15 protein-coding genes and 1 tRNA gene are annotated in these 13,931 nt (G+C 43.4%); 7 read left to right on the forward strand and 9 right to left on the reverse strand.

What is annotated here, in order from left to right; translation table 11 throughout:
• Positions 1-158 precede the first annotated feature (158 nt).
• The 8 genes from DMB45_RS08705 to sufB all read right to left on the reverse strand — a co-directional run bounded on the left by DMB45_RS08705 (position 159) and on the right by sufB (position 7,372).
• Complete coding sequence (locus DMB45_RS08705) at positions 159-362, reverse strand: hypothetical protein (protein WP_146216431.1); 204 nt, start codon at positions 360-362, stop codon at positions 159-161.
• Positions 363-624: 262 nt separating this feature from the next.
• Positions 625-1,551, reverse strand: a complete 927-nt coding sequence (queG, locus tag DMB45_RS08710) for a tRNA epoxyqueuosine(34) reductase QueG (protein ID WP_041502235.1) — start codon at positions 1,549-1,551, stop codon at positions 625-627.
• Between the two features lie 62 nt (positions 1,552-1,613).
• The gene (locus DMB45_RS08715; protein ID WP_041502236.1) at positions 1,614-1,928 is read right to left on the reverse strand and encodes a metal-sulfur cluster assembly factor; all 315 of its coding nucleotides are present in this window, start codon (positions 1,926-1,928) and stop codon (positions 1,614-1,616) included.
• Between the two features lie 12 nt (positions 1,929-1,940).
• Positions 1,941-2,357: a SufE family protein gene (locus DMB45_RS08720; RefSeq protein WP_041502237.1), complete on the reverse strand. Its 417-nt coding sequence runs from the start codon at positions 2,355-2,357 to the stop codon at positions 1,941-1,943.
• A 63-nt stretch (positions 2,358-2,420) separates the two neighbouring features.
• A complete protein-coding gene (locus DMB45_RS08725) occupies positions 2,421-3,641 on the reverse strand; it encodes an aminotransferase class V-fold PLP-dependent enzyme (RefSeq protein WP_041502238.1) in 1,221 nt (406 codons plus the stop codon).
• A 7-nt stretch (positions 3,642-3,648) separates the two neighbouring features.
• Positions 3,649-5,010 carry a Fe-S cluster assembly protein SufD gene (gene sufD / locus DMB45_RS08730; RefSeq protein ID WP_041502239.1) on the reverse strand — a complete coding sequence of 454 codons (1,362 nt, stop codon included), beginning with the start codon at positions 5,008-5,010 and terminating at the stop codon, positions 3,649-3,651.
• 56 nt (positions 5,011-5,066) lie between these two features.
• On the reverse strand, positions 5,067-5,834 hold the full coding sequence (sufC, locus tag DMB45_RS08735) for a Fe-S cluster assembly ATPase SufC (protein WP_041502240.1): 768 nt from the start codon (positions 5,832-5,834) through the stop codon (positions 5,067-5,069).
• Between the two features lie 92 nt (positions 5,835-5,926).
• Positions 5,927-7,372: a Fe-S cluster assembly protein SufB gene (gene sufB / locus DMB45_RS08740; protein WP_041502241.1), complete on the reverse strand. Its 1,446-nt coding sequence runs from the start codon at positions 7,370-7,372 to the stop codon at positions 5,927-5,929.
• A gap of 215 nt (positions 7,373-7,587) precedes the next feature.
• Between sufB and thiL the strand changes: the two genes are divergently transcribed.
• Together thiL and DMB45_RS08750 are read left to right on the forward strand one after the other, a co-directional pair.
• Complete coding sequence (gene thiL, locus DMB45_RS08745) at positions 7,588-8,637, forward strand: thiamine-phosphate kinase (RefSeq protein ID WP_041502242.1); 1,050 nt, start codon at positions 7,588-7,590, stop codon at positions 8,635-8,637.
• Between the two features lie 10 nt (positions 8,638-8,647).
• A complete protein-coding gene (locus DMB45_RS08750; protein WP_041504834.1) occupies positions 8,648-9,256 on the forward strand; it encodes a hypothetical protein in 609 nt (202 codons plus the stop codon).
• A 36-nt stretch (positions 9,257-9,292) separates the two neighbouring features.
• On the opposite strand, the gene DMB45_RS08755 is transcribed toward DMB45_RS08750, so the two are convergent.
• The gene (locus DMB45_RS08755; RefSeq protein WP_110688678.1) at positions 9,293-9,589 is read right to left on the reverse strand and encodes an RNA recognition motif domain-containing protein; all 297 of its coding nucleotides are present in this window, start codon (positions 9,587-9,589) and stop codon (positions 9,293-9,295) included.
• 236 nt (positions 9,590-9,825) lie between these two features.
• On the opposite strand from DMB45_RS08755, the gene DMB45_RS08765 reads away from it, so the two are divergent.
• The 5 genes from DMB45_RS08765 (at position 9,826) to DMB45_RS08790 (ending at position 13,827) form a co-directional block, all read left to right on the forward strand.
• Positions 9,826-9,898, forward strand: a tRNA-Phe gene (locus DMB45_RS08765).
• Positions 9,899-10,928: 1,030 nt separating this feature from the next.
• Entirely contained in the window at positions 10,929-11,312 is a 384-nt protein-coding gene (locus DMB45_RS08775) for a helix-turn-helix transcriptional regulator (protein WP_160289613.1), read from the forward strand.
• The gene (locus DMB45_RS08780; protein WP_041504832.1) at positions 11,309-12,343 is read left to right on the forward strand and encodes an AAA family ATPase; all 1,035 of its coding nucleotides are present in this window, start codon (positions 11,309-11,311) and stop codon (positions 12,341-12,343) included. The genes DMB45_RS08775 and DMB45_RS08780 overlap by 4 nt, the downstream gene beginning before the upstream one ends.
• 414 nt (positions 12,344-12,757) lie before the next feature.
• The gene (locus DMB45_RS08785; protein ID WP_041504831.1) at positions 12,758-13,153 is read left to right on the forward strand and encodes a plasmid mobilization protein; all 396 of its coding nucleotides are present in this window, start codon (positions 12,758-12,760) and stop codon (positions 13,151-13,153) included.
• Positions 13,150-13,827 (forward strand): relaxase/mobilization nuclease domain-containing protein, encoded by a 678-nt coding sequence (locus DMB45_RS08790; protein WP_110688681.1) that lies wholly within the window; start codon positions 13,150-13,152, stop codon positions 13,825-13,827. Before DMB45_RS08785 ends, DMB45_RS08790 begins: the two co-directional genes overlap by 4 nt.
• The last annotated feature ends 104 nt before the right edge of the window (positions 13,828-13,931 follow it).

Raw genomic sequence — 13,931 nt, forward strand, 5'->3', positions numbered from 1 at the left:
TTCATCCTGAGCCAGGATCAAACTCTTCATGATAAAAAATCTTTACTTTTTTTGTTCTTCCTGTCCCGGTTTAATTCTCGCGCTAATGACAACGCGTGTCATCAAAAGCGCCGCTCGCTTTTTGTCACTTCAATATCTTTAAGAACTCGTCTGTCTATCTATCGGCTCCCGCCTTTTTTAGTGGCGAAAGCGGATGCAAAGATAACACCTTTTACCCATTCCCTCCAAATCTTTTTCCACTTTTTTTCAAACTTTTTTCCGGCTTTCCCGTTATATCTCTCTTCACCCGGTGTCAATCCATTTTCCTCTGAAAACGGCGACAAAGATATAATTTCATCCTCTTTTTTTCCAAATTTTTTCACCCCAATTTTTAATAAAAATTCACCTCCCAACGCATCGACCTGCTTTTCAATCGTTTGGAAATAAAAAATGGCCTTCCCCCACCTGACACGGGATATGGCAATGGTATCGCCCTGTTCTCCCTCCCCGGAAACATCTGAAATTTCAGACTGTAAATTAGAAGTATTCTATGATTTAGTGATTTATTGATTACGTGATTAAGAGATTGGGGAAAATTTACAATTCGGACTCTATACTTACGATTTAAAGGGACAAGCTCAAAACTCAGTCGTAAAATGACGTATCCACAAGGTTATCCCGCAACTTATTTAATCCCGCACGAGCTAAAGGCGAATCTTTAAATCGCGTTTCGAATGTTTTCTCATCCAATTGAAGCCATTGCTCCTTTGTCCATTCCATGATCTCTTTTCCGGGTTGAAACTCAGAAACCTCATTAAATATCCCTTTCCGGTTCCAAGGACAAACCTCCTGGCAAATGTCACACCCGAACACCCGCATCCCCATTCTTTGCCGAACGACATCCGGAATATTCCCTTTATTCTCTATGGTATTATAAGAAATACATCGTCGCGCATCCAAGGAATAGGCCGTTAATGCTCCCGTAGGACAAGCCTCCACGCAACGATTGCAATTCCCACAAAAACGACTTTCGAAAGAGGAAGAATAGGTATCAAACTCCAGATTCGAAATAATTACGCCGATAAAACAAAAAGAGCCCCACTTCCGGTGAATAAGCAAGGTATTCTTACCGATCCAACCTAACCCGGCCCTCCTGGCCCATTCATGTTCGAATACCGGAGCGGAATCGACAAACACGCGTCCATTCACGGACCTATTCGCCTCTTCTTTTAATAAAGCAAACAACCGATGCAATCGTTCCTTCAAAACAAAATGATAGTCTTTACCATAGGCATAACGGGCAAAGACCGGAGTCCCTTCAGCCTGTCGACGGCACGGATAATAATTGGTCAGCGTGACAATTACCGAACGGGCTCCTTCAACCAACAACCGCGGATCACCTCTCTTTTCAATATTATTTGCCATGTAGGACATCCCGCCATGCTTTCCTTCTCCAAGCCATTCAAGTAAACGTTCCTTTTCCCGCGGCAAGGCCCCTGCCAGAGCTACACCGCAAGCATCGAAACCGGTCTCTTTCGCGTATTTCTCCAATGTCGAAGAAGATAAAACCATATTACTACTTATTAAAACAAAGAGAGTGTTTAACCACCCTCTTTCCATATCTTTCGAATAAATCAGATTCCGAATCCCAACTCCAATTTAGCCACCTCACTCATTTTCTCCGGTCCCCAAGGCGGGTCGAATACCAAATTAACGGTAACCTCTTCTATACCGTCTATCGTCATAACGACATCATGTACCTCCTGAACGATTTGATCGGCAATAGGGCATCCCGGGGCCGTTAAAGTCATAGTTACGATCACTTCATCTTTTTTCGGAAATTCAATACCGTATACTAACCCTAACTCCCAAATATTTACCGGGACTTCCGGATCATATACGGTCATCAACTTCTCTATCACCAAATCTTCCATTAAACTTTTTCCCATAATCCCCCGATTTTACGCCTTCGAATAAGCTAAAGCATAATACTTAATCTGTTTGATCATAGACAACAATCCATTCGAACGGGTCGGTGAAAGATGCTGTGTCAAACCGATTTGATCGATAAAACTCAAGTCCGCATCCACAATATCCTTCGGACGCTGCCCGGAAAAAACCCGCACCAACAAACCTGCAATCCCCTTGGTTATGATCGCATCGCTATCGGCCACAAAGTAAAGCTTGTCCTCCTTCATTTCCGCGTGAAACCATACCCTCGATTGGCATCCCTTAATCAGGTTATCATCTGTTTTACAAGCCTCATTCATAGACTCCATTCCCGTGCCGATCTCAATCAGATAAGCATACTTATCCATCCAATCATCGTACATGGAAAACTCTTCTACGATCTGATGCTCTATCTCTTCTATTGTCATTTGATCCTCTTATTTACCTATTCTCTGTTTACATTACAAATGTATTAAAAAACGGAAAATATACTACATCCGGAAAAGTTTTTCCACCTTTTTCACTCCCTCGCACAGCCTATCGATCTCTTCCCTCGTATTATACATTCCGATAGAAGCCCTTACCATCCCGGTAACATCATAATGCTGCATCACCGGCTCGGCACATAGCTGTCCCGTCCGCACAGCAATTCCCATCTTATCTAACAAGGTTCCCATATCAAAATGATGAATCCCCTCGATTCCAAAAGAAATGACAGAAGATTTTTCAGGTGCTTCCCCGTATAATCTGATATTCGGAATTTCCCGCATACGCTCCATGGCATATCGCAATAATTCATGTTCATAAGGGGCAATCTGGGCCAAACCCACGGAATCCACATATTTAATAGCCTCTCCCAATCCTATTATTCCTATAAAATCAGGAGTTCCCGCCTCAAATTTAAAAGGAAGATCATTGTAGGTCGTTTTTTCAAAACGCACCTCCTTGATCATCTCTCCTCCCCCTTGCCAAGGTGGTAGTACTTCCAACAGATTCTTTTTCCCGTACAAAACACCGACTCCGGTCGGCCCGTATATCTTATGACCGGAAAATACAAAGAAATCGCAATCCAAGTCCTGCACATCAACCGGAATATGTTGTACGGCCTGTGCTCCGTCGATCAGCACGTAAGCACCGAAACCGCGAGCCGCTTCTATTATCCGCCGTACCGGATTTACCGTACCCAATACGTTTGAAACATAGGCTACCGCTACCAACTTCACCCGTTCACTCAACAGGGCCGAAAAAGCCTGCATATCCAGCTCTCCGTTATCCTTGAAAGGAACGACCTTCAACACGGCCTTTTTCCGGTCACACAACATCTGCCAAGGTACGATATTGGCATGATGCTCCATTTCCGTAACCAGTATCTCGTCACCTTCATGAATAAAAGCTTCTCCGAAAGAGTGAGCCACCAGATTAATACTCTCCGTTGTTCCCCGGGTAAAAATCACCTCTTCCACAAAAGCCGCATGGATAAACTCCCGAACGATCTCCCGCGCTTCCTCATTCGCATCCGTACATTTATTACTTAAAAAATGTACTCCCCGATGCACGTTCGAATTATAACGGAGATAGTACTCGGTCATCTTTTCCACGACACTACGAGGTCGCTGCGAAGTCGCACCGTTGTCTAAGTAGACCAGAGGTTTACCGTAAACTTTCTCTTCGAGTATCGGAAAGTCTTCTCTTATTTTACAGACATCCAACATAATCCCCCTATTTTTTACAATGCATCACGCAATTGTGACATTTTGTTAACTCTCCTCTTAATCTCTTTTCAACCAATTCATCTATCTTTTCTCTCAAAGGCTCCAGCTTCACTCGTCTTACAATCTCGTGAGCAAAACCGAACATCATCATCATGCGTGCCTCAGCCGCACCGATTCCCCGCGAGCGTAAATAAAACATAGCCTCTTCATCAATCTGCCCCACCGTAGCACCATGACTGCATTTCACATCGTCGGCATCAATTACCAACTGAGGTTTCGTATTTACTTGTGCCGTATCCGTCAACAACAGATTGTTATTAGCCTGGTAAGCTTCTGTTTGCTGCGCGTCGGGACGAACCGTAATTCTTCCCGCGAAATTAGCCACGGCAGCATCATCCAATACTCCTTTAAAATGCTCATTACTCGTACAACGAGGAGCCATATGATCAATCGACGTGAAATTATCCACATGCTGCTTTTTATCCGAAAGATACATCCCGTACAGATTACATTCACATCCCTCTTCGGTTAAAGCTGCAAACAAATTATTCCGGATAAAACCTCCGTATAAAGAAATAACATTTGCATCATAGCGGGAATTACGTTTTTGCGAAACAAAAACGCTATTGATCTGAGATGCTTCTATATGCTGATTCTGAACATGATAATACTCGAAAGCGGCGTTTTCCCCCACAACGACCTCGGTCGTATTATTGGAAAGAAAAGAATCATCCGACAAAGTATGATCGCAAACCAAAACCGTTGCCTTAGCCTCCTTACCGATGATCACCAAATTACGCTGGAACGACATCAGATCCGCATTAGCCCGCATCAGATTAACCACCTGCAAAGGCTTATCCATTATTACCCGATCCGGAACATAAACAAAGATTCCGTCCTGCGCGAAAGCCGTGTTCAACGAAATCAAACTATCGTTTTCGCCCGGTTTCGCGTATTGATTATAATGGGTTTCAAACAACTCTTTATACTTCCGACTCGCTTCCGCCAGACTGCAAACAACAACTCCTTCCGGTAGCTCCAGCTTACCGTTACCATCGAAGAACCAACCATTTATAGTCAAGACCAGATTCGTATTCAAGTCTGGAACATTACATTGAAAAATCTCTCCGAGATCCACTCCCTGCTTTATATTTTTCAACACGACTTTATAATCCCGGTCAAAAACAGGAAGCAAGTTCGAATAAAGGTAATCTTCTGTCTTATACGGAATCCCTCCGATGGTTTCGAAACGACGAAAAGCCTCTTCCCGGTACCGATTTATAATCTCTCCGCACCCTTCCCTCAACAAATTCCGTCCCTCCTGAAAAAGAGCCTTAAAATCATTATTTATTTTCTCTATTTTTTCCATTCCCAGTAATTTGCATTTATTTTAGTCCCCATTCCGGAAGACGTCGTGTCCCACGTCTATTTAGACTCTTCAATCTCTTTCTTTATCCAATCGTAACCGTGTTTTTCCAATTCCGCAACCAATTCCTTTCCGGCCGTTTTTACAATACGGCCGTCATACAACACGTGTACTACATCCGGTATGATATAATCCAATAAACGTTGATAATGTGTAATCACAATAGTCGAATTATCCGGTCGTTTCAATTTATTCACTCCGTTGGCTACAATTCTCAAGGCATCGATATCCAACCCGGAATCCGTCTCATCCAAAATCGCCAATTTGGGTTCTAAAACCGCCATTTGAAAAATCTCGTTTTTTTTCTTTTCGCCTCCCGAAAAACCTTCATTCAAAGAACGATTCAATAACTTACTATCAATTCCCACCAACGCCATCTTCTCTCGAATCATCTTTAAAAAATCCCCGGCAGGGTAAGGCGGAAGCCCTTCGTACTTGCGATGCTCGTTCACAGCTGTCTTCAAGAAATTCACCGTACTCACTCCAGGGATTTCCACCGGGTATTGAAAACTTAAAAATATACCTTCACGAGCCCGGTCCTCCGCCGGCAACTCCAACAAATTTTTCCCGTTGAACCAAACCTCTCCCTTGGTAACCTCGAAACACTCCCGTCCGGTCAACACGGCCGACAAGGTACTCTTTCCCGCCCCGTTAGGTCCCATGATAGCATGCACCTCTCCCTTCTTAACGTCCAAGTTGATTCCCTTCAATATCTCTTTTCCGTCTATAACGGCATGTAAATCTCTTATCTTTAATAATTCTTCCATAATCTTAGCTTTTTATCGATCCCGTAATTCCCGTTTTTAAATCTCTCAATCACTTAATCTCTCAATCACTTAATCTCTCAATTATTATATTCTTATCCGACGCTACCGGCTAAACTGATCTGCAACAACTTTTGTGCTTCCACCGCAAATTCCATGGGCATCTTGTTGATAACATCCCCCGCGTACCCCTTAATAATCAACCCGATCGCATCCTCGGTAGATATGCCGCGCTGATTACAGTAAAATATCTGATCTTCACCTATCTTGGATGTCGTCGCTTCATGTTCCACTTGCGCTGTCGGATTAGCGACCTCCAGGTACGGGAATGTATGTGCCCCGCACTTATCGCCCAACAACAAGGAATCGCATTGAGAAAAATTCCGGGCATTCTGACAACTCTTTACCACCTTCACCTTTCCCCGGTATGAATTAGAACTATACCCCGCGGATATACCTTTCGACACGATACGACTACGGGTATTATTTCCGATATGAATCATTTTAGTTCCGGTGTCTGCCTGTTGGTAATTATTGGTTACGGCCACGGAATAGAATTCACTCACGGAACCGTCCCCTTTCAGTATGGTACTCGGATATTTCCAGGTAATAGCCGATCCGGTTTCCACCTGCGCCCAAATCAACTTGGAATTATCACCCTTACAAATCCCCCGTTTCGTCACGAAATTATAAATTCCCCCTTTGCCGTTCTTGTCACCCGGATACCAGTTCTGCACCGTACTGTACTTTACCTCGGCATTCTTCTCCACAACAATCTCGACGATAGCGGCATGCAACTGATTCTCATCTCGTTGTGGCGCCGTACATCCCTCCAAATAACTCACGTAACTCTCTTCCTCCGCCACAATCAACGTACGTTCGAACTGTCCGGTTTTTGCCGCGTTGATCCGGAAGTAGGTAGATAACTCCATCGGACAACGTACCCCCTTGGGAATATAAACAAACGAACCGTCGCTAAAAACCGCCGAATTCAAAGCCGCAAAAAAATTGTCATTGTAAGGCACAACCGACCCCAAATAACGTTTGATCAGATCCGGATGATCTTTCACCGCTTCAGAAAACGAACTAAAGATCACCCCCCGTTCGGCCAACGCTTCCTTAAACGTCGTTTTGACGGAAACACTGTCCATAACGGCATCCACCGCTACTCCCGAAAGCGTTTTTTGTTCGTCCAACGGAATACCCAACTTGTCAAAAGTGGCTTTCAACTCCGGATCCACATCATCCCATGATTTCTTCTCCTCTTTCTTAGGAGCCGCGTAATAAACAATATCCTGATAATTTATAGAAGGTATATCCAATTTTGCCCAGGTCGGCATCTTCATTGTCAACCAATGGCGATAAGCTTTCAATCGGAATTCAAGTAACCAGTCCGGCTCCCCCTTCTTTTCCGATATCAACCGAATGACCTCCTCATTCAACCCTTTCCCGATCATTTCGGTTTCCACATCAGAAACAAAACCATATTTATATTCACCCTCGGTTACCTCATTCAATATCTCGTCTTGTTCTTTAGCCATAACTTTACATAATATGAAAAAATAAAAATGGAGAATTGAAAATCATCCACTTCACCAATCCGTGCAAAAGTACAAAAAAATCTCACCCGCCCAACCGGATCGGAGTAGATAATATCTATTACGTGATAAATGTATATTATGGTTCAAAATCGACTCTTTTGTTTATTGCGTCATTCATCATTTTAAACTACTTTTGTTGAAACAAAATTTATAACATGAGCGAGAAAAAGCCACTGACTCAGCTCTCCACTTTAGGGGAATTCGGGTTGATCCGACACTTGACAAAAGATATAAAATTAAACAATCCGTCTACTATAAAGGGAGTAGGAGACGATGCCGCTGTCTTAGATTACAAAGACAAAAAAGTTTTAGTGAGTACCGATATGCTGATCGAAGGTGTACACTTCGACCTCACCTATACCCCGCTCAAGCATCTGGGGTACAAATCAGTAGCAACGAACGCCAGCGACATATTCGCCATGAACGGTACTCCCCGACAAATCACGGTCTCACTGGCCCTTTCCAATCGTTTTTCTTTGGAAGCGGTCGAAGAGTTATACGCCGGTATATATTTAGCCTGTGAACATTACGGGATAGATTTGGTAGGTGGAGATACGACCTCCTCCAAGACAGGCATGTGCATCAGCATCACCGTCATCGGAGAGGCTGAAGAGAACGATATCGTTTACCGGAACACGGCCAAAGAAAACGATCTGATTTGCGTCAGCGGTGATTTAGGAGCAGCTTACATGGGACTCCAGTTATTGGAACGGGAAAAAACCGTATACAACGGGAATCCGGAAGCACAGCCCGATTTTACCGGTTACGAATACATACTGGAAAGACAGCTGAAGCCGGAAGCCAGAGGAGATATCATTCGCCTGCTAAAAGAAAAGAATATCAGACCTACCGCCATGATGGATATTTCCGACGGGCTCTCGTCGGAGATATTACATATCTGTCATGACTCAGGTGTCGGCTGCCGGATATACGAAGAGAAAATTCCCATCGACTACCAAACTTATAAAATGGCGGAAGAGTTAAATATGAATGCCACGGTCTGCGCCCTTTCCGGAGGAGAAGACTACGAACTCCTATTTACCGTACCGCTGAAATACCTGGACACATTAACCACGCTCGAAGACATCAGTATTATCGGGCACACTTGTAAAACCGAAGAGGGATATACCCTTGTCACCCGGGACAGGAACGAATTCGAGTTAAAGGCGCAAGGATGGACCAATTTCAATACAACAGAAAAATAATTGAATCGACATGTCCGAATTAAAAGATATTTTAAGCGAAATAGAGCAACACAGTAGAAACGGAAACCGGAAAGAGTTATCCGCTTTATTGAAAAGAAGCATTCCGGACAGACTGAATTACTACCATGAAAGCCAGAAGATCGCCCGTCAGGAAGCATTTGCGGACATGCTGTACAAAACGCTTCTGCTCGAACTGGACGAGGAAGAAGACGAGAGCATTGAGATGGCCGAATTGGCCTATTTAGGGATGAGCGAAGGCATCAGCGGTTTGCCGGAGTGTACTTACGAAAGCGTCAAAAAACGTATTATCCTTTTACACTATTTCGCCGACTATTTTACCGATAGCCTGATCGAACTTTTTTTAAAAAAATACAGAAAAGATAATCTTTTGATGGCCAGGAATCTGGCATTAGAGTCCATCGCCCGCATGCAACTCTCCGATCTGTTCTACATAGAACAACATTTCGGGGAGCGAATTGACAGAGATGAACAGTTAAACGATGTTTTCAATGCCATTGAAATCGCACCGAATCTTTCCGAAGAAGAATTAAAGGAAGCTGATCTGATGCACAAGGTCCTGTATGCCTATTTGAAAGTAAAATATAAAAAACAGAGTTAAAAAAAGCGCCGTTCGGGTTGAACAGCGCTTCATTCATCAATCTAATCTTCTTTCCCTGTGATATCTCTGGCCTCTTGAATCGCCTCCCTCTTCTTTGGGTCTGGCTTTTTTTACAACAATTTTTCTTCCTTTAAATTCTGTTTCATTGAGGGCATTGATAGCGTTGAAACCTTCCGTCTCATCCTCCATTTCAACAAATCCAAAACATTTAGAATTTCCAGTTTCTCGATCCGTAATTACTTTGGCTGAAGAAACAGTTCCGTGCTCTGAAAAAAGAGCTTGCAAGTCCTCTCCGGTGGTAGTGGAACTTAGCTTTGCAACAAAAATATTCACAATAAAAAAATTAAAATTAATAATACATGTAGAAGGTTACGTAGAGATATATCTTTGGTTTCAACGATACAAAACTATTTTCTTCTATCGGGACAAATATAACTAATTTATTAATAATCAAAAAGAATATTATATTTTGTTGCCTTATAAAAAAATATTTTTCCCGCTTTTTCCTTTTTTTCCACAAAACACTTGCAGATTCACGAATTTCCATTACTTTTGCACCCGTTAATGATGGTGCCATAGCTCAGTCGGTAGAGCAAAGGACTGAAAATCCTTGTGTCCCCGGTTCGATTCCTGGTGGCACCACTTTCAAAATCGCTAATAATCTAATTTACAGATTGTTAGCGTTTTTTTATTTAACCGAATTTCGCCGAGTTTCCTATAAAGTTACCTATGACCGCATTATTTTATGCGTACTGAATGACGCTGAACCCAACTCAATAAATCGAAATTAAATCTTTTAACATTCTTTAGTCAAATTACATCTTGCACCATCACATATTGCTTTCAAACGAAAGTGGAAAGGTAAGGAACACCACTACCACTCCCTCAATAAACTCCCCAATAAAGGCATTTATTTTGTGTATGATTAAATAAATCCCTATTTTTGCATTAGCTTCTAAAAGGCTGCAATCTATCTTTGTTCTTTTAGTGGGTTTTGATCTGCTACCTCCCTGGGCGAAATTAGTATCACTGCTGATTTCGATTAAAGACGTTATTTTAAACGTGGGTAAACAATTTATTAACTTCAAAAATAACAGGATGCATATGAAAACAAAAATAAGTCAATCTAAGGCTAACGCTAGAGGGGTGTGGAACACGGTGGGGTAATGGATTAAAACGGACACACCTTATAGAACAAGAGAACCTGAAATATGGAGCAGTTGTGTTCCACACCCCCACCACCAAATATATTTACATCTATATATAAGCCGAGTATTTAGCTCGGCTTTTTTCTTTAACGCAAATCTAATCTGAAAGTAACGCATAGTAGCGCAATCGTTACGCAGGGTAACGCAATCTTCAGTAAGTCAAAATCTATCGACCAATTAACGATGTTTCAATTACGAATTTTGTTCAACAAGAAAAATATTGTCGGGCAATCTTGGGAAACATTTCGGCAATGTTGGGAAACCGCTGACAATGTGTAATCTTGACATTGAGAATTATTGTTTTTCAATTGAATCAAACCTACGGATGGTATATTCCGACAATGTAAGCCTGACGGCTGAACCAACTCACTATAGGCAACCGCACCAATGCTTGAGGCGAATGGGAACCGCCATAGAGCCACCGGAGCCAGATGCGCAATGTGCGCCCAATCCCATCGGAAATATTGAAAGAAGTTGTCTCTGTGCAAAAGTTGCCAGCACAGGATAATATCAACAATCCGGCAACACCCCTGATTATTATGGTAGATATACTATCATTGATTAAAAGCGGTGCTACTGGTCTCACATTGAACCTCAGCATCGAAGACCTCTTGACATTTGCGAAAGGGCTTATTGAAGACACAAAAGCGCAGCTCCTCCCCCTTATGGTAAGCGCTGCGCAGGAAACGCTCCTCTCCAAGAAGGAGGTGATGGCGAAATTCGACGTGTGCGACACCACCCTCTGGAACTGGCAACGCAAGAAGTATCTCATTCCGGTGAAAATCGGACGCAAGGTACACTACCGCCAGAACGACATCGAGCGTCTTGTCATTGAACGGGGCAAATGATGGAGGCGACCGAACTTAACAGACTGTGGAAAACACACCAGCTCAAAATCACTGACGAGATTGCGAAAGCCCCGGAAGTTCTCTTCTGCAACGGTTCGGTAATAGGCACACTCGACAATTTCTCGGCATCGACCGGAAAGGCAAAGAGCAAAAAGACTTTCAACGTGAGTGCTATACTTGCCGCTGCACTTACCAACGGCGAGGTGCTCCGCTACATAGCCGAGTTTCCGGATGACAAACGCAACATCCTCTATTTCGACACCGAGCAAAGCCCACACCATTGCCAGCATGTGATGAAACGTACCTCGCAACTTGCCGGACTGTTTCTTGACAGCCACCCCGACAACCTCTTCTTTGCCCAGCTCCGGGCATTGACACCGGATGTGAGGCTTGAACTTATCGACAACGCCATTGCCACGACCCCGAATGTCGGGTTGGTAATCATTGACGGAATCAGAGACCTGATGTTCGACATCAACAACGCCATAGAATCATCAAGGCTCATCAACAAGCTGATGGAATGGACTGACAGATACCAAATCCATATCCACACGGTTCTCCATCTGAACAAGAGTGACGACAATGTGTGCGGTCATGTCAGTACGGAGCTTAACAACAAGGCTGAGACGGTGCTTCAGGTCAGCAAAAGTACGACAGACAGCGAGGTTTCCGAAGTATCGGCATCCTGCATACGCTCTATGGACTTCCCGCCATTTGCTTTCAGCGTCGATGAGTACGGTTTGCCGGAGGTAGCCGCCGACTACACCTTTGCCCGACAGCAGAAGATTCAGACATTCTCCTATACGGAGCTTACACCGGAACAGCACCGTCAGGCTCTTGAGATAGCGTTTGCCGACGGTGATATAAAAGGCTGTCAGAACTGCGAGGACAAAATCAAGGAGGCGTATGCCGCCTGTGGCTTTCCATACGGCGACGGCAAGGTGACTAAACTCAAGTCATTTCTAATGAACAAGCGCATGGTAGTGAGATCAAACGGTGCATATTCCTACAACCCCGATTTCTACTTCTGATTCCGGTTCGGTTCAGTCCGGGGTGTATATATGTGAGTTGAACCCGAACTGAAAAATCCGACATCAAAAAATTGGTGTTGCCTTCTCTCTGTCGGACGCTAAGTCTGGCGCAAACTCCGATTGCTTGATTGCAACTGCATACATTCACATATTCATTCATGTGTGTATTCACAAGTTAATTCAAATGTTTATACAAATATTCATTCAAATGACAAAACACATCGTCATACATATGAATCCTGCATGGATGATATCATTTTTAGCTGTTAAGGTTCTGTAGTTTTGCGCATCTCGAAACTATCTAAAGGATTCGGAATTGTAGGGAGCGAGTTTATGTTTTCGTATTACAAGTAATCCTCAAACGACTCGCTCCCCCTCCGCTCCCGATGGTCACAAATCTCAAACACACAAATCATGAAGAAAATCAACTCAAGACCCTCGAAGGGTCGCCCCAAACTTCCGGCTGATGAACGCAAGTCCATCATGGTGCCGGTAAAATTTGACATAGACCAATATCAGATTTTGGTGGATAAGGCATTTGTCGCAGGCCTTAACCGTTCGGAATATATACGTCAGTCAGCCTTGCACTGCAAGATTGTGGAAAGGCTTAAGCCCAATGATGTAAAAGTAATCCGCAATCTTCAGGGCATAGCCGAAAACCTCAACCGTAACGCTAAATTTGTAGCTGCTCTTATCCAGAGAGGCTCAACGGAAGAACAGTTTGTCCGTGCCTACCAAGAGTTGATCCTGTACAAGGATTTCGTTCTTTCGCTGATAAAAATCTACCGGAATACTCCCGACAGCGTATGATGGGCAAGATTACAAAAGGCAGCAGTTTCGGTGGATGTATTGATTATGTTACCCGTAAAAAGAAGGATAGACCGGACGGCTCTCCCTGTGACGAATGGCGTCTTATTGATTGTAAAGATGTTTCTATTATTGAGGGGCGTGAAGGAATTATCGAATCTTTCGAGGACAATCTCGAGCTTAATCCGGTTCTGAAAAATCCGGTCGGACACATTTCCCTGAACTTTCATGCCAACGACAAAGATAAAGTAGATGACAATACTATGATTGAGATTGCCTGGAAATATATGGAAAAAATGGGTATAGTAGATACGCCTTACATCGTAGTTCGCCATCTTGACAAAGATTATCCTCACTGCCATATTGTGTTCAGTCGCATAGACAATCACGCCGAAACCATCTCCGACAATAATGATTTTGACCGTAACAGGTCTGTATGCCTTGACCTGACGAAAGAATATGGACTTCATATTTCCGAGGGCAAGCGACAGACCAATGTCAACAAATTGCGAGGAACCGAGAAGATACGTTATGAGATTTTCAATGCCGTTGACGCAGTATGGAACGACAAATCAGTTTATACTTTCGAGCAGTATGTGGCTCAGTTAAAAGCTGCGGGCGTTGGCATCGAATACAAATATCGGCATGGCAGCAACGAGGTGCAGGGGCTTTGGTAAACAAGAAAAGGAAAACGATTTGCGGCATCGAAGATTGACCGTCGGTTCAGTTTTGGTAATATCAAGAATCATCTTGCCCAAAGCAAAACGCTGCATCCGCAGTC

The sequence above is a fragment of the Sanguibacteroides justesenii genome (assembly GCF_003204205.1).
In the GTDB taxonomy this organism is placed as follows: Bacteria; Bacteroidota; Bacteroidia; order Bacteroidales; family Marinifilaceae; genus Gabonibacter; species Gabonibacter massiliensis.

Excerpts from the sequence above, each read along its gene's own strand:
- DMB45_RS08720 (WP_041502237.1), bottom strand. The coding sequence starts at position 2,357 with ATGACAATAGAAGAGATAGAGCATCAGATCGTAGAAGAGTTTTCCATG.
- DMB45_RS08785 (WP_041504831.1), top strand. The coding sequence starts at position 12,758 with ATGAAGAAAATCAACTCAAGACCCTCGAAGGGTCGCCCCAAACTTCCG.
- DMB45_RS08780 (WP_041504832.1), top strand. The coding sequence starts at position 11,309 with ATGATGGAGGCGACCGAACTTAACAGACTGTGGAAAACACACCAGCTC.
- thiL (WP_041502242.1), top strand. The coding sequence starts at position 7,588 with ATGAGCGAGAAAAAGCCACTGACTCAGCTCTCCACTTTAGGGGAATTC.
- queG (WP_041502235.1), bottom strand. The coding sequence starts at position 1,551 with ATGGTTTTATCTTCTTCGACATTGGAGAAATACGCGAAAGAGACCGGT.
- DMB45_RS08750 (WP_041504834.1), top strand. The coding sequence starts at position 8,648 with ATGTCCGAATTAAAAGATATTTTAAGCGAAATAGAGCAACACAGTAGA.
- sufB (WP_041502241.1), bottom strand. The coding sequence starts at position 7,372 with ATGGCTAAAGAACAAGACGAGATATTGAATGAGGTAACCGAGGGTGAA.
- DMB45_RS08790 (WP_110688681.1), top strand. The coding sequence starts at position 13,150 with ATGATGGGCAAGATTACAAAAGGCAGCAGTTTCGGTGGATGTATTGAT.
- DMB45_RS08715 (WP_041502236.1), bottom strand. The coding sequence starts at position 1,928 with ATGGGAAAAAGTTTAATGGAAGATTTGGTGATAGAGAAGTTGATGACC.
- sufC (WP_041502240.1), bottom strand. The coding sequence starts at position 5,834 with ATGGAAGAATTATTAAAGATAAGAGATTTACATGCCGTTATAGACGGA.
- DMB45_RS08725 (WP_041502238.1), bottom strand. The coding sequence starts at position 3,641 with ATGTTGGATGTCTGTAAAATAAGAGAAGACTTTCCGATACTCGAAGAG.
- sufD (WP_041502239.1), bottom strand. The coding sequence starts at position 5,010 with ATGGAAAAAATAGAGAAAATAAATAATGATTTTAAGGCTCTTTTTCAG.